The 18,112-nt window shown below is 42.7% G+C and carries 14 protein-coding genes; 3 read left to right on the forward strand and 11 right to left on the reverse strand.

The window, feature by feature from the left end; translation table 11 throughout:
• Positions 1 to 20: 20 nt before the first annotated feature.
• The gene (locus tag SKC35_RS08645; RefSeq protein WP_377979001.1) at positions 21 to 3,389 is read left to right on the forward strand and encodes a ThuA domain-containing protein; all 3,369 of its coding nucleotides are present in this window, start codon (positions 21 to 23) and stop codon (positions 3,387 to 3,389) included.
• A gap of 131 nt (positions 3,390 to 3,520) precedes the next feature.
• Here the strand turns inward: SKC35_RS08645 and SKC35_RS08650 are convergent, their stop codons facing one another.
• The 6 genes from SKC35_RS08650 to glyA all read right to left on the reverse strand — a co-directional run bounded on the left by SKC35_RS08650 (position 3,521) and on the right by glyA (position 10,160).
• Positions 3,521 to 4,060, reverse strand: coding sequence for a hypothetical protein (locus SKC35_RS08650; protein ID WP_377979002.1), 540 nt, complete (start codon positions 4,058 to 4,060; stop codon positions 3,521 to 3,523).
• A gap of 3 nt (positions 4,061 to 4,063) precedes the next feature.
• Positions 4,064 to 4,564, reverse strand: a complete 501-nt coding sequence (locus SKC35_RS08655; protein WP_377979003.1) for a hypothetical protein — start codon at positions 4,562 to 4,564, stop codon at positions 4,064 to 4,066.
• Positions 4,565 to 4,575: 11 nt separating this feature from the next.
• Positions 4,576 to 5,835, reverse strand: coding sequence for a hypothetical protein (locus SKC35_RS08660; protein WP_377979004.1), 1,260 nt, complete (start codon positions 5,833 to 5,835; stop codon positions 4,576 to 4,578).
• 274 nt (positions 5,836 to 6,109) lie between these two features.
• Complete coding sequence (locus SKC35_RS08665; RefSeq protein ID WP_377979005.1) at positions 6,110 to 7,975, reverse strand: ABC-F family ATP-binding cassette domain-containing protein; 1,866 nt, start codon at positions 7,973 to 7,975, stop codon at positions 6,110 to 6,112.
• A 22-nt stretch (positions 7,976 to 7,997) separates the two neighbouring features.
• A complete protein-coding gene (gene tatC, locus SKC35_RS08670) occupies positions 7,998 to 8,864 on the reverse strand; it encodes a twin-arginine translocase subunit TatC (RefSeq protein ID WP_377979006.1) in 867 nt (288 codons plus the stop codon).
• Positions 8,865 to 8,870: 6 nt separating this feature from the next.
• A complete protein-coding gene (glyA, locus tag SKC35_RS08675; RefSeq protein ID WP_377979007.1) occupies positions 8,871 to 10,160 on the reverse strand; it encodes a serine hydroxymethyltransferase in 1,290 nt (429 codons plus the stop codon).
• A gap of 150 nt (positions 10,161 to 10,310) precedes the next feature.
• Between glyA and SKC35_RS08680 the strand changes: the two genes are divergently transcribed.
• Both SKC35_RS08680 and SKC35_RS08685 read left to right on the forward strand, forming a co-directional pair.
• Entirely contained in the window at positions 10,311 to 12,308 is a 1,998-nt protein-coding gene (locus SKC35_RS08680) for a protein-disulfide reductase DsbD family protein (protein ID WP_377979008.1), read from the forward strand.
• A complete protein-coding gene (locus SKC35_RS08685) occupies positions 12,308 to 12,754 on the forward strand; it encodes a hypothetical protein (protein WP_223131033.1) in 447 nt (148 codons plus the stop codon). The genes SKC35_RS08680 and SKC35_RS08685 overlap by 1 nt, the downstream gene beginning before the upstream one ends.
• Positions 12,755 to 12,827: 73 nt before the next feature.
• Here SKC35_RS08685 and SKC35_RS08690 read toward each other — a convergent pair whose 3' ends face one another.
• From SKC35_RS08690 to SKC35_RS08710, 5 genes are read right to left on the reverse strand one after another with little or no spacing between them, the layout of a single operon-like run.
• Positions 12,828 to 13,076: a hypothetical protein gene (locus SKC35_RS08690; RefSeq protein ID WP_377979009.1), complete on the reverse strand. Its 249-nt coding sequence runs from the start codon at positions 13,074 to 13,076 to the stop codon at positions 12,828 to 12,830.
• A 51-nt stretch (positions 13,077 to 13,127) separates the two neighbouring features.
• Positions 13,128 to 14,831 carry a M3 family oligoendopeptidase gene (locus tag SKC35_RS08695; protein WP_377979010.1) on the reverse strand — a complete coding sequence of 568 codons (1,704 nt, stop codon included), beginning with the start codon at positions 14,829 to 14,831 and terminating at the stop codon, positions 13,128 to 13,130.
• A gap of 1 nt (position 14,832) precedes the next feature.
• Positions 14,833 to 15,879 carry a 2Fe-2S iron-sulfur cluster-binding protein gene (locus SKC35_RS08700; RefSeq protein ID WP_377979011.1) on the reverse strand — a complete coding sequence of 349 codons (1,047 nt, stop codon included), beginning with the start codon at positions 15,877 to 15,879 and terminating at the stop codon, positions 14,833 to 14,835.
• Position 15,880: 1 nt separating this feature from the next.
• Complete coding sequence (locus SKC35_RS08705; RefSeq protein ID WP_377979012.1) at positions 15,881 to 17,374, reverse strand: glycoside hydrolase family 10-like protein; 1,494 nt, start codon at positions 17,372 to 17,374, stop codon at positions 15,881 to 15,883.
• 30 nt (positions 17,375 to 17,404) lie between these two features.
• On the reverse strand, positions 17,405 to 18,106 hold the full coding sequence (locus SKC35_RS08710) for a response regulator transcription factor (RefSeq protein WP_377979013.1): 702 nt from the start codon (positions 18,104 to 18,106) through the stop codon (positions 17,405 to 17,407).
• Positions 18,107 to 18,112 lie beyond the last annotated feature (6 nt).

The following is an 18,112-nucleotide window of genomic DNA, read 5'->3' on the forward strand; positions in this document are numbered from 1 at the left end:
CAAACCTATTTATTTTAAACATGAAAAATTCCTCGTTCGGGATCCTCCGAATCACTCTCATTTTTGCCTTATTGGTTTCTACGCTTTCTGTATTTGCACAGGCGGCTAATCCATTAGCAGGTAAGAAAATCTTAGTTTTCTCTTCTACGAAAGGTTTCCGCCACTCGTCTATTAAACCGGGTCAAGTTGCCTTGTTTAAGATGGCCAAAGAGAAAGGCTTTTCTGTCGATACGACTGAAAACGCAGCGAACTTCACAGAGAAAAATTTGAAACAATACCGCGTGGTGGTGTTCTTAAACACGACTTCTAACGTATTAAACGATGTGCAACAAATCGCTTTTGAGCGCTACATTCAAGCAGGTGGAGCCTATTTAGGTATTCACGCGGCAACAGATACGGAATACGATTGGGCTTGGTATACAAAATTAGCCGGTGGCCAATTTGCTTCACACCCAGGTCGTCCGAATGTACAAAAAGGAAAATTTACCGCAGTAGATCGCACACACATTTCGACGGCGCACATGCCTGAGACGTTTGATCGTACGGATGAATTTTATGACACAAAGAACTTTAACAAAGACGTTAAAGTGTTAATTACCTTAGATGAGAAATCATATACTGATGGTAAAATGGGTGATTTCCACCCAATGGCTTGGTACCACGAATTCGACGGTGGCCGTGCGTTCTATACGAACTGGGGTCACACACACGAGTCTTTTGAAGAGCCTATTGTAGTACAACATTTATGGGGTGCTTTGCAATGGTTAGCCTCAGGTCCAGCTCAGGATTATACGAAGAAACTACGTTCAGAATTGCCTCCAGAGGAGAATCGTTTCACGAAAGTGGTTTTAGATCGCAATTTGGACGAGCCTACTGAATTAGCCGTAACTGACGGAGGAAAAATCTTTTTCGGAGAGCGCAAGGGTAAATTAAAGATGTATGACCCTAAAAAGGGAAAGACGAAGGTCGTAGCTGATTTGGACGTATTCTCTAAATTCGAATATGGTTTAATGGGTGTGAATATCGACCCTGATTACAACAAGAATCACTGGTTGTATTTGTTCTATTCTCCTCAAACAGGCAAAGCAGATACGGCACAACACTTATCTCGTTTTACGTATGATGACGTGAAGGATACGTTGATTATGAGTTCTGAAAAGGTGCTTTTAAAAGTACCTGTTAAGCGCGACGGATGTTGCCATACTGGAGGTTCGATCGCTTGGGACAAATCAGGTAATTTATTCCTTTCTACAGGAGATGACACAAATCCATTTGACTCAAATGGGTATGGGCCGATGGATAACCGTCCAGGACGTTCGGGCTGGGATGCACGTGCTACTTCTTCTAACACGAATGATTTAAGAGGAAAGATTTTACGTATTAAACCCACTCCAGAAGGAGGTTATACGATTCCAGAGGGTAATTTATTCCCAGCGGGTATCTACCATGCTAAACCAGAAATCTATGTGATGGGAAACCGTAATCCATACCGTATTTCGGTGGATAAGCGTACCGGTTTCTTGTATTGGGGTGAAGTAGGTCCGGATGCGGGTGAAGATTCGAAGAAATATGGTCCACGTGGACACGATGAAGTGAATCAAGCACGTCAGGCAGGTTATTTTGGCTGGCCATTGTTCGTGGCGGATAACCGTCCCTACAACCAACGTGATTTTGCGAAGGACAGCACTTGGGCAACTTATAATCCCAAAGCGCCTATTAATAATTCTCCTCACAACACAGGATTCTCGCATTTACCAGCGGCTCAAAAAGCGTTCATCTACTACCCATATGTAGATTCACCTGAATTTGGCCCCGTTATTTCAAAAGGTTCTCGTAACGCCATGGCTGGCCCAATCTATTACCGTGATGATTTTCCAGTAACATCGAAGACGAAATTCCCAGCTTATTATGATGGTAAATTCTTCGCCTACGATTGGTCACGCGATATGATCTACACCGTTTCGATGAATGCGAAAGGTGATTTCGTTCAAATGGAGCGCTTCTTGCCTAATACGACTTTCTCTCATCCGATGGATTTAGAGTTTGACAAAAACGGTACGATGTACGGTTTAGAGTATGGTCCGAACTGGTTTGCAGCAAGTGAAGAAGCAGCTCTTTACAAGATTGAATACAATGCTGGTAACAGAACACCTAAAGTGAAGGTGGCTGTTGATAAAGCGGTAGGTGCTTTACCTTTGAAAGCGAAGTTCTCTTCAGCGGGCACCGTTGATTTTGATGGCGATGCGATCAAATATGCTTGGAATTTTGGCGATGGTGGTACTAGCACTGCAGCAAATCCACTACACGTTTTCGCGAAAGCAGGTGTTTACAATGTGAAATTGACGGTGAAAGATGCAGCGGGTAATTCAAACTCTGAAGTGATCAAAATCACAGCGGGTAATGAAGTGCCAGCGGTAGATGTAACTATTGAAGGTAACAAATCATTCTATTGGAATGACAAGCCGGTAACTTACAAAGTTTCGGTTCAGGATAAAGAGGATGGAAGCTTAGCGAATAAGAAAATTGCGGAAGACGATGTCATTATGCAAATTGATTATTTAGAAGGATTTGACAAGACCGTAATTGCACAAGGTCACCAAGCGAATACTTCCTTTTCTGCAGGTAAGCGTTTAATCGATTTGTCGGATTGTAAGACGTGTCACGCGATCGATAAGAAGTCAGTAGGACCTTCTTATACAGATGTAAGTAAGAAATACCGTGCGAGCTCACAAAACATCGATGAGTTATCGAAGAAGATTATCTCTGGTGGTGGTGGAGTTTGGGGAGAGAATGCGATGGCAGCTCACCCACAAGTTTCCGTAGCGGATGCACGTGAGATGGTGAAATACATCTTAGGTTTAGCAGACAAGAAAAAAGCATCTAAGCCAGTGGCTGGACAATATGTCCCACAAGACAAAGGAAAGCCAGGAACATTTATCTTCCGTGCGATGTACACAGACAAAGGAGCGGGTAAAATTGCGCCGGTAACAGGTTCTAAAGTCGTTACTTTACGTGATGCGAAGTTCCCTGCAGTAAGCGCAGATGCAACAGCTAAAACGATGAAGTTCAAAGTAGATGGAATTGGCGAAATCTTAGTAGCAACTGCTTCGGGCGGATATGCTCGTTACGATGCGATCGACTTAACGGGTATCAAGAACCTTTCTGTTATGGCTACTTATATGGCGGGTCAAACAGTAGGAGGTCAATTAGAGCTCAGAACAGGTAGCGTAACAGGTCCATTGTTGGGTTCTGTTGAAGTAAACGCAACTAAAGCATACAATTTCCCTCTGAACACTTCAGGTGTACACGATATCTACTTGGTGTTTGTGAATGACAAAGTGAAAGAAGGAGCGTTATACGCTTTGATGAATTTGAACTTCCAGAATTAGTTAGGAAGTATTTAAACGAAAAAAGCCCCGAGCGATCGGGGCTTTTTTTATGGGGTAAATGTCCTCTCTAAATAATAGTTCTACTATAGCCATAAAGATTGGAGTCCTGAATTAAATTCATTAAAAGTCATCTACTCTTTCATTAATGTACCAATTCCCAAGGGAGGTGTTAAAAATAAATTTTTACTATCTGATCCAAGTATCTCTGAAAGCTTTTCAAAATATTTCAATCCAGAGAGGAACATTCTACTATTATCGTGAAGATCTGACAACTCATAATTACCATAAAAATAGGGAATTGCAACCCACTTATATTCTTTGACATCTTTCGGTAATGACCAAAAAGGTTCTGTTTTAATTATTCTTGATTTAATTGCATCTGATGATGTTTTTCGCATTTCCCCTAAGTGGCAAATATCTGAAATTTTTCCATCACCATTAACTTTGAAAAGAAAAATATTGAAAGATGGTTTGTCGTCTTCCATTTTCAAATAACTCAGTTCATAATTATTAATAAAACTAATTAGCTTATACTCCTCTGGTAAACTAGTATCCTTTCTTAAATTAAAGGAAAATGGTTTAGGTTCAATAGTACTTTGAGAGTACGATTGTTCAAATACTAAGGTAACTAGAATGCATAAAAGCAATCTTTTAATAGCAGTGTTTCCCATAATTCAAATTCTAAGTTCGCGCATTCCTTCATTAGTCAGCTCCTTAAGTGTATTTAAAAGCACAACATGCCCAGGTTCACTAATCATATACTCTCTCAAAGCATTTAAATTATAATACTGAATTAAAATTCCTAATTGTACATCTTTCGGAGTGGAATTAGGTTGTATTTGCCCAAAAGTCATTGGTAAAATATACCAGATGTATTTTTTTTTATTTTTTTTCAACCAGGGTGCCTTGGGGTTGTATATATTAGATTTCAAAACATTGACAAATTTTTCATCAAAGAATCCATTTACTTTGAAGTCAGATACTTTACCCGTTTTTTCAACTTTAATAAATAACCATCCAGATTGAAGTTTATCGGTGGAGTCTATCTTTAAGCCAGAGGTTATGTGTTCATATAGGTCGTAAATTTGTGTGCCTTCTGGATGAATTCGATATTTTTTTTGTGAGAAAGCAGTAAATGACGATATGATAACTAACAAAATGATTGATTTTTTCATAACATTAAAATTTAATTACATGAATGGCCAAAATAAAATTTCAAAAGTTCAGCTTCTATTTCAATCTCAATTGATTTCGGAATAGACACGACATTAGAGTATCCGTCTGCATTTTTTGATACTCCACGTAAAAATAGAGTTTGTGCTTGATCTACTCTAATATTATTATACATGGAATGCAAAAATTCGCTTGCTGGTAAAATATACTCTCGAAGCATTGTTGTGTGATCAATTCGTTCTGTTTTACCGATCTTAGCATGTAAAATTTCATGAATTAAAACTGCAGCAATATACTCTTGTGATGCTTGGGATAGTGAACTTTCGCTTAACTTAATCGTATTACTACTTTCGTAGTAACCCCCGTCCAATTTATGTGTTTTATTGTCATTCCAAATTACTGGTTCATTTGAGAATTTTAAATTGAAGGTAGGGCTATTGACAAATTTTTTAATGATATCACCTATTACTCCATGAAAATTATGTGTTTTTAAGTTAGTTAAAACCTTTGAAAAACAAGGATTGGTAAAGTTATCTTCGAATTCCGTGTAATTATAATCAACAAAACTATACGGAGAATTACCCCCACCGAAATTTCCTGCATTAAAGAAACCAGCTTCAAAATAATAATTAAAAGTATTCATATCGAATCTGACATTTCCAAAATAAAACCCACCACCCCCTTGGTTTAATCTAGGTGCCGTTACGGTAACATCTTCCAGCATAATGCCTAATATTTCTTCTATAAGCATCCAATCTATAGGTATGTCTAAATTCATTTCACGCATCGGTGTGGACTTACCTTTGGGATCAGTTGCACTTTTCTCTCGTATAAATCCAGATCTTAACGTTTTTCCCTCTACTGTCTGAATCACGATCCCCATATCAGTACTATTTAATCTGTTGTAAGACTTGTACCATCCGTGTCTTTTTCCGCCTAGCTCAAAAGTAATAAACTCTTTGTATCCAGATGCTGTCTTCACAGGAGCCGCATATCCTTTGATACTATCAGATAAGGTAATTGGAGTGGAGTAATTCCATTCAATTAGATTAGCCTGATTTAAACGGTCATTTTTTGTTGCCCATGTTTTTAATTCAGAAATGGTCTCAACAGAAGAAGGACTTACTTCATCCAATGTAGCTTCCTTACTACAGGAATTCAAAACGAACAGAAAAATTAGCCCGAGTAACAGTTTGGAAAGACCTTCTTTGGCCAAATGAAAAATTCGAAACTCACTTAAAGTGAAGGGAGAAAAGTGTACTTTGTTTTCCATAATAAAAGATGTTTTTATCTCTTTTTTAGCTAAGCCAAAATAGAGGATAGGTGAGAACCATCCATACGTTGGGTGATTAAAACAAATTATGATGGGGGAGAACAGGATTATTAAAACAGAAATATTTCAATAATATGAAGCGATACATGCGGACCTCAAATTCAAGAATGATTAAGTCCACTGGTCAAAAGTAGAATTTTTTTGTAAAAAAACAATTTTGGAAGAAAAAAAGACCGAAGAATATCTTTCTTCGGTCTTTGTAAATTCAGCTAGCTTATCTATCCGATAACTCGAGCCACCTCAGCTCCTTCTCTTCCAGCTTATTCTTGATGTCTTCAATGGCTTTCGCCCAATCGGTTAACAATTGAAAGTCTTCCGAGCCTTGGTTGAGTTTTTCGACGAAGGAATCTTTCTCGATTTCCAAAGCCGCCATTTCTTTTTCTAACTCTTCAAACTCCTTTTGTTCCTTGAAGCTAAGCTTAGGTCCTTTAGGTGCTGCCGCTACGGGAGCCGATGTCGATGGAGCTTTTACAGGACTTTGCTTAGCAGCTGGCTCATTTTCTTTGTTTTCTAAGGCCGTGCGGTAATCGGTATAGTTTCCGTTAAAGAAGTTCACTTCACCTTCGCCTTCCACTAGGATTAATTGATCGACTAGATTGTCCATGAAATAACGATCATGGGAAACTAAAAGTAGACAGCCTTGGAATTCGCTAAGGAAGTCTTCTAATAATTGTAAGGTGTCTAAGTCCAAATCATTGGTTGGCTCATCTAGAATCAAGAAATTCGGATTCTTTACCAGCACCCGCATTAATTGAAGGCGCTTCTTTTCGCCACCTGACAGCTTTTCTACCGGAGTATATTGCTGAGCAGTAGGGAAGAGGAATTTGCTCAAGAATTGGCTTGGGCTGAGTGATTCGTTCTTTCCGTAAGGAATGACTTCTGCGATCTCTGTGATGGTGTCGATGACGCGTTGTTCTGGGCGGAAATCGAATGGTATTTGGGTATAATAACCTACCACTAGCGTTTCACCTGGATCGATGGTGCCTGAATCAGGTTGTTCTAATCCGGTTAAGAGTTGAAGGAAGGTCGTTTTGCCGGCGCCGTTTTTGCCTACGATACCGATGCGGTCCTTCTTCTTAAAGGTGTAGGTGAAATCATTGATGATCTTCTTGTCTCCCCAAGCCTTTTTTAGGTGGTTGATTTCGATGATCTTGTTACCTAGACGGGACATTTGGATGTTGAGTTCCAGTTTGCTGTCGTCTAGTTTTTTGTTCGCTTTTTCTTCGGTTTCGTAGAAGGCATCGATGCGGGATTGGGACTTAGTTCCACGCGCTTTGGGTTGCTTGCGCATCCACTCGAGTTCTTTACGGTAGAGGTTTTTTGCCTTCGAAACGCTGCTGGCATCAGATGCTTCGCGCTCAGCTTTTTTCTCCAAGAAGTAGGCGTAGTTTCCTTCGTAGGTATAGATGGAGCCGTCGGCTAATTCCATCATCTTATTGCAGACCTTGTCTAGGAAATAACGGTCGTGGGAGACGACTAAAACGGTGACATTAGGGCCGGACATGATTCCTTCTAGCCATTCGATGGTTTCGATGTCCAAATGGTTAGTCGGCTCATCCAGAATCATAATATCTGGACTCTCGATCAAAAGTTTAGCCAAGGAAAGACGCTTCTTTTGGCCCCCAGATAAGGTGGAAACCTTTTGGTCGCCATCTGGAATGCCTAAGCGGCTGATGATTTGTTTGGCACGTGCCTCGTAATCCCATGCGTTATGGGCTTCCATTAAGGCGAAGGCGTCTTCCAGTTCTTTTGAATCGCCAGAAAGCATCGCTTTCTCGTAGGATTTGATGGCAACTGCGCTAGGTAAATCGTCCGAGAACAGGTAATTAAGGACTTGTTCGTTTTCGGCGAAAATGGGATTCTGAGGTAGGTAACCTACGCGAATTCCTTTGCGGATGGAGATTTTTCCCTCGTCTGGCGTTTGCATCCCCATCAGGGATTCCATCAAGGTGGTTTTACCCGTGCCGTTTTTTCCGATGAGGGCTACTTTTTCGCCTTTTTGGAGGCCAAAAAATAAACCTTTAAACACCCATCTTTCGCCTAGGTTGCGTGATATATTCTCCGCCGATAAATAATTCATTCGTTTGTTGTTGAGAATTCGATTAAGAATTCGATTCCATCTCTTCTTCTCTCATTTTGCGCTTCAAGACGCGACCTGAAACGCCGATACTGATTTCGTACAAGCCTAAAAGTGGGAACGCCACTAAAAGCTGTGAAACCACATCTGGAGAAGGAGTGATGATCGCCGCCACGATAAAAATGACAATAAGGGCATGTCTGCGATATTCCCGCATGAAGGACGGGGTTAAAATGCCTACTTGAGATAACACAAAGGCTACCATCGGTAATTGGAAGGTGATTCCGCAGGCCAACGTTAACATCGATAACAAAGAAATGTAATCGTTGATGTCAAATTGGTTTTGGATGCTCGGATCTAATTTAAAGTTCGCTAGGAAGTTAATGGCCATAGGTGCCACCACAAAATACCCGAAAGCAACCCCACTAAAAAACAATACAGAAACCCAAAATACCGCCCCACGAGCCGCTTTCAATTCCTTGCTCTTTAGGCCTGGTTTAATGAAGCGCCACAATTCGTGGAACATGTAGGGGAACGCAAATAAAAGACCTACAATGATCGACTGTGTTAGGGCCATCATGAATTGACCTGAAACCTCTCTACTTTGAAGTATAAAATCAGCCTTCTGCATGCACAAACTAGGCATGTTGAAGAGGTCAGCGGCTTGACACAGGATTTGGTTCGTATAAAAATCCGTTTTCGTGGGACCTAAAATGATCGAACTGAAAATGAATTCACGGAAGAACCAAGCGGCCACTGCGAAGATAAAAAAGGAAGCAACAGATCGCAGAATATGCCATCTTAATTCTTCTAAATGACCTAGGAAGGACATCTCTGTGCCATCCGATGCGTCATCGTCGTCGAAATCGTCAAAATCTTGATCTGTTGCCATGTGTTATTATAGGTATAAGGGGAATTGCTTCACCCACTCATTTACTTCTCCTTTGATTGATTTCAATACCGCCTCGTTATCGTGGTTCATCAAGGCCTTGTCGACCATTTCCACGATTTGAGCCATATCCGTTTCTTTCAAACCACGCGTCGTCATCGCCGCCGTTCCCACACGCATACCTGAAGTAACGAATGGAGACTTGTCGTCGAATGGAACCATATTTTTGTTGATCGTAATATCGGCTTGAATCAACGTATTCTCTGCTAATTTACCACTCAATCCTTTCGGACGTAAGTCGATTAGCATCAAGTGATTATCTGTACCGCCTGAGATGATATCGTAACCTTTCGCTAAAAAGGCCTTCGCCATCGCTTGCGCATTCGACTGCACTTGCTTTGCATACGCCTCAAACGTAGGAGTTAATGCCTCGCCAAATGCAATGGCTTTCGCAGCAATCACGTGCTCTAATGGACCACCCTGCGTTCCTGGGAACACGGCGCCATCTAAACACGCAGACATCATTTTCAATTCTCCTTTTAAGGTTTTGAAGCCAAACGGATTCTCAAAATCATTCCCCATCATAATCAAACCACCACGCGGTCCACGAAGTGTTTTGTGCGTCGTGGTCGTGATAATGTGGCAATGTTGAACTGGGTTATTTAATAAACCCTTTGCGATTAACGCAGATGGGTGTGAAATATCAGCTAATAAAATCGCTCCTACTTGGTCAGCAATCGCGCGAAGACGGGCATAATCCCAATCACGAGAATAAGCAGACGCTCCACAAATGATCAATCTTGGTTTTTCTTTTAAGGCAGTTGCTTCTACTTTGTCCCAATCGATCAATCCTGTTTCTTTCTCTACACCGTAGAAGAACGCTTGGAAATATTTACCCGAGAAGTTCACTGGTGAACCATGTGAAAGGTGACCACCGTGTGACAAATCAAATCCTAAGATTTTATCGCCTGGGTTTAAGAACGACAAGAATACCGCCGCATTCGCTTGCGCGCCAGAGTGCGGTTGAACGTTTGCCCAAGTCGCACCAAATAATTGCTTCGCACGCTCAATCGCTAAGGTCTCCACTTCATCCACTACTTCACAGCCACCATAATAACGCTTTCCAGGAAGACCCTCCGCGTATTTATTCGTTAAAACACTTCCCTGTGCTTCCATCACCTGTGGCGATGTGAAGTTTTCAGAGGCGATTAATTCAATGCCAAATTCTTGGCGATGTGCCTCCTGGTTAATCAGGTCAAAAATTTCTTTGTCTCGTTGTGTAGGGAAAGTGGATGCCATAAAAAAGAATGGGTTCTGGATTACAATTTGAAAGGTCAAAAATACGCTTTTTTCTCCAAATTGAAAAATGAAAGGACCTTATAATAAGACAAATATCACGCGCGTTTCTGCGCTTTTTTCTTAATTTTGACTTTGCATTTTGAGACAAACATGAAATTAAAATATATCGCCTTTCTTTTGTTCGCTTTCTTGGCTATTCCAGCCCTTGCTCAGAAGATTACCCCCGCTAAATGGTCTTGGTCCATCAAGCCCGCAAACCCGAAAGTGGGGGAGCAGGCAGAAGTTATTTTTAAGGTCGCGATTGAAAAGGATTGGTATTTGTACTCCTCTGATTTTGATAAAGATCTAGGCCCCACGGTAACGACCGTTACCTTTAAGCCAGGTGCTGGTTACCAAACAGTGGGTGAATTGAAAGCGATTAATCCGCACTCGAAAAACGATACGGAGATTTGGAATGGGACCTATACCTATTTCACGGGTCAAGCAGAATTTCGCCAAAAAATCAAAATTACCGCCTCGGCTTACACGATTGAGGGTTCCTACGATTCCCAATCTTGCTCGAACGTTTCTGGACTTTGCGTTCCTATCAAAGGGTCATTTAGCTTGAAGGGAAAGGCGGAGAAGGTTGTTTCCGCTGACACGGCTGCCGTTCCCGTTATCGAGCCGGTGACTGTGGACTCCGTAGTGGCAAAACCTACCGTTGCGGCCACACCTACTGAAGCACCCGCAGATGACTCCCTTTTCGCTTTCTTCTGGATTGCCTTGGGCGCCGGATTCTTAGCCCTATTAACTCCTTGCGTTTATCCATTAATCCCGATGACCGTAAGTTTCTTCACGAAGCAAAAGGGCGGTAAAGGATTAGCCTTTTTATATGGAGGATTTATCGTGTTGATTTACGTGTTTTTCGGAACGCTTTTAGCCTTCTTCGCGGGTGCAAGTTTTGCGAACTTCCTGAGCACGCATTGGATCCCGAATATGCTCTTCTTTACGATATTTATCTTATTCGGTATTTCGTTCTTAGGTGCGTTTGAAATTGTATTGCCATCGAATCTAGTGAACACCGTAGATGCGAAGTCGGATAAAGGCGGATTCATCGGCGTGTTCTTTATGGCTTTCACCTTAGTATTAGTGTCCTTTTCTTGCACAGGGCCTCTTGCTGGATCCATTTTAATTGCGGCTTCCCAAGGTGCCTTCTTGAAACCAATCATCGGGATGTTAGGTTTCTCCTTAGCCTTTGCGATTCCGTTTACCTTGTTTGCGATCTTCCCGGGCTTTATGCAGAAATTGCCTAAATCCGGCAATTGGATGAACGAGGTGAAAGTGGTGTTAGGCTTCTTAGAAATCGCGCTTGCGTTTAAATTCTTAAGCATAGCAGATCAGGTATACCACTGGCATCTGTTGGATCGGGAGATCTTCTTAGCGATTTGGATTGCGATCTTTACGGCCTTGACCTTGTATTTATTTGGCAAGATTTCCTTGCCACATGATGGCCCATCGAAGAATTTATCGGTTCCACGTACTTTGTTTGCGACGGCGGTATTAGCCTTTGTCATTTACTTGGTTCCGGGGATGTTTGGAGCGCCGTTAAAAGGGCTTTCGGGCTGGTTGCCACCGATGAATTCACAAGATTTTAAGGGTTCGCAAGCAGCGGAACCTACCGCACAAAAAAGCGACGTTTTATACAGTGATTTCTTAGAATTGCCTTTAGGCCTGGATGGTTATTTTGATTTCGAGCAGGCGAAAGCGGCTGCGTTGAAAGCAAACAAACCCTTGTTTATCGACTTCACGGGGCACGGTTGTGTGAATTGTCGGAAGATGGAGGAATACGTTTGGTCTGATCCTTCCGTTTTACAGCGACTAAAAAATGACTATGTGGTCGTGGCCTTGTATTGCGATGACAAAACGGAATTGCCGGCAGATAAGTGGTATACGTCGAAAGTGGATGGACAGGAGAAGAAGACCTTAGGGGACCAAAACCTCGACTTTCAAATCTCCCGCTTCAACTCAAACGCGCAACCGCATTACGTTTTATTAGATCCTCGTAAGGATGATAAGCCTATGGTTCAACCGGTCGCTTTTGATGCGAATGTTTCTCACTTTGTTAGCTTCTTAGACGAAGGTAAATCCATCTATCAATCTGCGAAATAATGTCTTGGGCAGCCTATTCTGGTGTAATGATCGCCACGGGATTGAAGTTTATTGCAGGGCCTATCACGGGTTTTAGCCTTGGTTTAACTTGGTATGAGACTGTGCTATTTACGTGGTTAGGGGCGATGGCTACGGTAACGATTATTATCACCGCGGGTAAAGCTATTTTAGGATTAGTTGCTAAGTACCGCAGTTCAAAACCCAAACTATTCTCGAAACGTATTCGCTATGCGGTGGATATTTGGCAACGCTTTGGAATCAAAGGAATTGCGGCGTTAACACCATTGATTTTTACTCCGATAGGGGGAAGTTTACTAGCGCTTTCGTTCAAAGTGCCCACGGCAAGAATCTTGTTCTTTATGGGCATCTCCTCGCTGATCTGGTCGCTCATCTATGTAGCGGGTATTTACCAACTGACTTTTTTAAGGGATATGCTGGTGCATTAATCACAGGACTTTTACAAAAAGCCACAAAAAAAGCCGGATAAACCGGCTTCTTTCAAATCTATGTGATCAGGAATTAGTTTCCTTGATTAATCGCTTTTCCTTTGAATAATTTCTCGCGGATCGCATTCGCTTTCACTTCTAGTTCTGGCTTTGCATCGTATTTCAATTGAGATTGAACTGCTGCGCTGTCTGGGTGAACACCGTACACATACTCATCGCCTTTGCGCACGTCTTTTTGTTTGATTGTGTTGTTTTTTTGGTAATTACAAGAAGTCGCTACCGCTAAAATGGCTACTAAAGAAAGTAAATTCGTTAATTTCATAAGGCTGTGTCAATAATTATTTGCAAAAATAAGGAATAGGTCATCGTTCGCCTAACTTTCGGCAATTTTTTTAAGTTGATCCGCTAAAAAGTCCATTAATTCCTGGATATACGGCTTGCTGAAATTGAATTCGATGCCGGCTGTGGCATAAATCGTTTTCATCGGTTGCGTATATCCTAGTGAAAGGGCGGCGATGTATTGCTCGAGGGCTTTTTTCGGATTTTGGCAATAATTACGCCAAACCGCCAGCGCTCCTAATTGCGCAATCGCATATTCAATATAGTAGAATGGTACCTCGAACAGGTGCAATTGTTTTTGCCAAATATTCGACCGCACCTCCGCTAATCCCGTCCAATCCGTCACCGTATCCGAGAATCTCGAAACGATTTCGTTCCACTTCTCTTCGCGTTGTGCGACAGTATGAGCAGGGTTTTCATATACCCAATGCTGGAAAGCATCGATCGTCGCCACCCAAGGAAGCGTTTCTAAGATGTCTTCCAGGTGTTTGATTTTGGCGCGTTTCGCCTCTTCGGGATTCGTGAAATAATGTCCCCACAGGTCCATCGTCATCAATTCCATACTCATCGAAGCCAGCTCAGCCACTTCAGAGGGGAAATTACGGAAGGAATTTAAGGCTAGGTCTTTGGTCAAAATACTGTGCACCGCATGCCCGCCTTCGTGTAACAAAGTCACCACATCACGCACCGTGCCCGCCGCGTTCATAAAGATGAACGGATAGCCCGTTTCCTCTAAGGGATAGTTGTAGCCGCCAGGATTCTTGCCCTTGCGTGAGTCTAAATCGAATCGATCCAATGTCACCATTTCTTTTAGGCAGTTACCTAAGAACGGATCCATCTCGTCGAAAACTCCGATTGTTTTGGTCAATAATTCTTCCCCTGTCTCGAATGGTTTCAAAGGTCCACGACCTAATGGATCCACCGCCTTGTCAAAGGGCTTTAAGGAATCCAAACCCATTTCTTCTTTGCGCTTTGCCGCCGCCTCGTTCAATAAAGGAACAACTGTTTCGGCTACCGCCTCGTGGAATTCAAAACACTCCGCCGGACCATAATCAAAACGACCCAAGCTCGCGAAAGCATAATCGCGGTAGTTTTCAAAACCCGCGTTCAAAGCTACTTGATGGCGCTTCTCAATAAGCGAAGTATACAAATCGTTTAACTCATTTTTGATCGTCAAACGCTTTTGAACCATCGTTTGGTACACCTCTTCGCGTTCCGCGCGATCCGTGGATTCCAATAATGCCCCCGCTTGTTGCAAGGTTTTTTCTTCACCCTTAATCGTCACCATTAAGGCGCCAGTTAAGGCCCCATAATTGGTTTCTAAATTCTGTAATTCCGTGAACAAGGGAATATTTTCCTCGCGGAAGATCTCGATGGCCTTTTTCATGCCGCGCAACATCACCGGAAATCCCGTTTCCGTAAGCTCGTTCACGAACGGACTTTCGATCACTTTCTTATTCCACGCATCGTCAAAAACAGAGGCATTCGGCATAATTTCGTTCACAAACTGCGCGTAGCTCGTTTGCAACGTCTCGTTTTGGTTATCGCAAGACATTTTGATGTAGCGCCACGCGAAGTTTTCCGATAAGTAGGATTCTAATTCGGAGCGGTTCGTGCAAAAATCCCGTAAATCAGCAATGCTGGAGATTTCCGTCGCACTCAATTTTTCAAAATAAGGCAACACCGATTCCCAGGTACTTAACTGGAAATCTGAGGGCAAAAATGTTCTCTTTTTCATATTAATCTAAGTCAATCACTACGCCAGCGCTCAATGGATGCGCCACGCAAGTTAAAATATAGCCCTTCGCGATCTCGCCTGGGGTTAAGCCGTCTTCCTCGTCCATGCCCACTTTTCCGCTCGAACATAGACCCATACAAGCCGTACACATGCCTGCTTGGCACGAATAGGGGATGTCTAAGTCAGCCTCTAAAGCCGCCTCTAAAATGGTTTCGCTCGGTTGAACGGTAATTTTATGTTCTTTTCCTTCATAAATCAAGGTTACTTCCTGCGTTTGCAACGAGCCATCCTCTTCGGCCTGCTCCATCGCTTCACTTGCCACCACCCCAAAAGATTCTTGGTGTATCTGACCCGCCGGTACATCAAACATCGCTAAAGACGATTGCACCTCCGTCATCATTCCTTGCGGTCCGCACAAATAATAATGCGCAGACGCGATATCAAGACCTAATTCCTGCTTCAAATAATAGACAATCGAAGCCTGATTAATTCTACCTTTCAAACCCGGCCAATTCGCCGCTGGTTGAGAAATGACGTGCAAGACTTTGAAACGATTAGAATGCAAGGATTCCAATGAATCCAAGACTTTTTTGAAAATGATTTGATCCTCGTGACGAGAACCGTAGATCAAGTGAATTTTAGACAAAGATTCGCCGTGTAGGATCGTTTTGATCATCGACAATAAAGGCGTGATCCCTGAACCGGCGCCCACGAATACATAATTTTTCGAAGAAGACGCCTCCGCTTCCAGGGTAAAATTCCCCATCGGTTCCAGAACCTCTAGGCTATCGCCTTCTTTCAAAGTGTCGCATAGAAAGTTCGATACTAAGCCTCCTTCGATGCGTTTTACCGTGATGGCAGGTGACATATCGGTCTTCGAGGAAGACGATAAGCTATAACTTCTGCGGACTTTTTTGCCCTCGATTTCGGGGATGACGGTTAAAAACTGACCCGATAGATAATGCAAAGCATCGTGAATCGGTTGCCAAAAATGGATCGTCTTCGTATCGATCGTCTCTTCCGTAATTTCTTTAATTTTTAAATGCATATTAATCGCTGCTAACGGGTTTAATCCAGGCGATAGCGCTCGGTCTGCTCTCATTGTGCAGTCGATCCAAGGCTGTCACCGTAAATCCATAACCCGGTTTAAGGTCATCTTGTTCCAAAAATAATTCAGTTGCCTTCCCTTTGTACACGATATTGCGCGGGTCATCCAGGTATTTTTTGTCTTGTTTGGGGATTCGGTACACCACATAATAGGCCACCGGATCTTTATCATCTGATTCTTCTCCGACTTGCCAGGTCAGTTTTTTATTCGCTAAAAACACCTGTGTAGGCGCATGCGGTGCAATACTATCGAGCCACGGCGTGGTAGGCAATAAGGCGGGATGGGCGAAATAATTCGAGCGAAGGGTGTCTCGAAAGCCTTTCGAATTTTTAGTTAGCGAAGTGGAGCTGTAAAAAATCAATCCTTCGCCTTGAGACATGCTGCGGCTAATCTCCACCTGCTTTTTCATCTCCTTGTTTGACCACACATCCCCTAAATGATAAGAAGCCATCCCAAAATACACCGGTTTTCCATACGAATGCGCATTCCACCACTCGGCTAATGGTTTAAAAGGCGCCACTCGGTGTGCCGTATCCCAATACAATTGCGGCGCGATATAATCTAACCAACCTTGCTTTAACCAATGATCTGTATCGGCATACAAGTCGTCATAAGATTGCAAACCTTTCACCGTAGGCGATCCGTTCACTGGATCAGATGTTTTATGTCGCCAAATCCCAAATGGACTGATTCCAAACTTGATTTTCGGATTCGTTTTGCGAATGGTCTCGGAGATTTCCTGAATCAGTGCGCTGGTATTGCGACGTCTCCAGTCTGCCTTTGACTCCCCAGCAAGCCGGTATTTCACATAGGTATCGTCGTCATTCAATGTTGATTTCGGATCTGGATACGGATAGAAATAATCGTCAAAGTGAATCCCGTCTACGTCGTAATTCAAAATAATATTTCGCACTAATCCAGCGATATAATGGCGCGCCGCCGGTATTCCAAAATCAAACAATAATTGGCCATTATAGGTCAGCAACCATTCCGGATGCTTTCTAGCCACATGTTCTGAACTTAATAACGACCGCGAAGACATCGAAGCGCGATTCAGGTTTAACCATGCGTGAAATTCCATTCCCCTCGCATGAGTCTGATCGATCATAAACTCTAATGGATCGTAATAGGGACTAGGCGCCTGCCCTTGTTTTCCAGAAAGATACGTCGTCCAGGGTTCCGCACTTTTCGCGTAGAGCGCATCGGAAGCCGTTCTTATTTGGACGAATAAGGCATTAATCCCCGTTTTTTGGTGGGAATTCAATAGGTCGATAAATTCGTTTTTTTGCTTAGCGCCGTCGTAATTGCGCGGGCTGGGCCAGTCGATGTTTTGGACGGTTGCCACCCAAACTCCCCTTAACTCGCGTTTAGGTCCCTGCGCTAGAGCACAGGTAGTTAAAAGACAAAAAATAAGGATTGAAATTAGGCGCATCATTCGGGATGCAATTTACCTAAAAATGGGTAATTAGGCTTTGTCTATTGAAAATAAATAGCCCACACCCTTCAGTGTTTTGATGTAATATTCAGGGATTTTCTCACGCAATTTACGGATATGCACATCCACGGTGCGTTCCACTACGAATACATCTGATCCCCAAACCTTCTCCAATAACTCATCGCGATTGAAAACCTTGTTCGGGTTCTTTGCCAGGAAAGAAAGTAATTCAAATTCTTTCTTGGGCAAAATCAACGCACGGCCCTGAAATGTCGCGGCATATTGCACCCGATCAATCACTAAATCGCCAATGGAAATGACGTCGTTTTTCGATTCAGGAACGATAGCTTCCCGTGTTAAAAGGGCATTGATACGGCTAATTAGTGCGCGTAATTTGATGGGTTTTACCACATAATCCGTGGCTCCGCTCTCAAAAGCAGCTATTTCCGTATACTCTTCTCCGCGTGCCGTTAGGAACAGGATGAGTGTATTTTTGAATTCGGGATTTGATTTGATTTGGCGGGCTGCTTCGATTCCATCCATTTCGGGCATCATGACATCCATGATGATCAAATGTGGTTGGAAAGTTTTCGCGGCTGCGATGGCCTCTTTTCCATTCGTCGCTTTTGCTAAAAGAAAGTTTTCTTTTAGTAAATTGTATTCCAATAACTCCAAAATGTCTGCATCATCATCTACGAGTAGAATTTTGTATGCGGGTGAAGCTTGTGCCATAGGTTG

The organism is Aquirufa originis (assembly GCF_042714495.1).
Lineage (GTDB): Bacteria > Bacteroidota > Bacteroidia > Cytophagales > Spirosomataceae > Aquirufa > Aquirufa originis.

Bases quoted from the DNA above. Each gene is read 5' to 3' on its own strand.
- SKC35_RS08690 (WP_377979009.1), bottom strand. From the start codon at position 13,076: ATGAAATTAACGAATTTACTTTCTTTAGTAGCCATTTTAGCGGTAGCG.
- SKC35_RS08650 (WP_377979002.1), bottom strand. From the start codon at position 4,060: ATGGGAAACACTGCTATTAAAAGATTGCTTTTATGCATTCTAGTTACC.
- SKC35_RS08695 (WP_377979010.1), bottom strand. From the start codon at position 14,831: ATGAAAAAGAGAACATTTTTGCCCTCAGATTTCCAGTTAAGTACCTGG.
- SKC35_RS08645 (WP_377979001.1), top strand. From the start codon at position 21: ATGAAAAATTCCTCGTTCGGGATCCTCCGAATCACTCTCATTTTTGCC.
- SKC35_RS08665 (WP_377979005.1), bottom strand. From the start codon at position 7,975: ATGAATTATTTATCGGCGGAGAATATATCACGCAACCTAGGCGAAAGA.
- SKC35_RS08700 (WP_377979011.1), bottom strand. From the start codon at position 15,879: ATGCATTTAAAAATTAAAGAAATTACGGAAGAGACGATCGATACGAAG.
- glyA (WP_377979007.1), bottom strand. From the start codon at position 10,160: ATGGCATCCACTTTCCCTACACAACGAGACAAAGAAATTTTTGACCTG.
- SKC35_RS08660 (WP_377979004.1), bottom strand. From the start codon at position 5,835: ATGGAAAACAAAGTACACTTTTCTCCCTTCACTTTAAGTGAGTTTCGA.
- SKC35_RS08680 (WP_377979008.1), top strand. From the start codon at position 10,311: ATGAAATTAAAATATATCGCCTTTCTTTTGTTCGCTTTCTTGGCTATT.
- SKC35_RS08705 (WP_377979012.1), bottom strand. From the start codon at position 17,374: ATGATGCGCCTAATTTCAATCCTTATTTTTTGTCTTTTAACTACCTGT.
- SKC35_RS08655 (WP_377979003.1), bottom strand. From the start codon at position 4,564: ATGAAAAAATCAATCATTTTGTTAGTTATCATATCGTCATTTACTGCT.
- SKC35_RS08685 (WP_223131033.1), top strand. From the start codon at position 12,308: ATGTCTTGGGCAGCCTATTCTGGTGTAATGATCGCCACGGGATTGAAG.
- tatC (WP_377979006.1), bottom strand. From the start codon at position 8,864: ATGGCAACAGATCAAGATTTTGACGATTTCGACGACGATGACGCATCG.
- SKC35_RS08710 (WP_377979013.1), bottom strand. From the start codon at position 18,106: ATGGCACAAGCTTCACCCGCATACAAAATTCTACTCGTAGATGATGAT.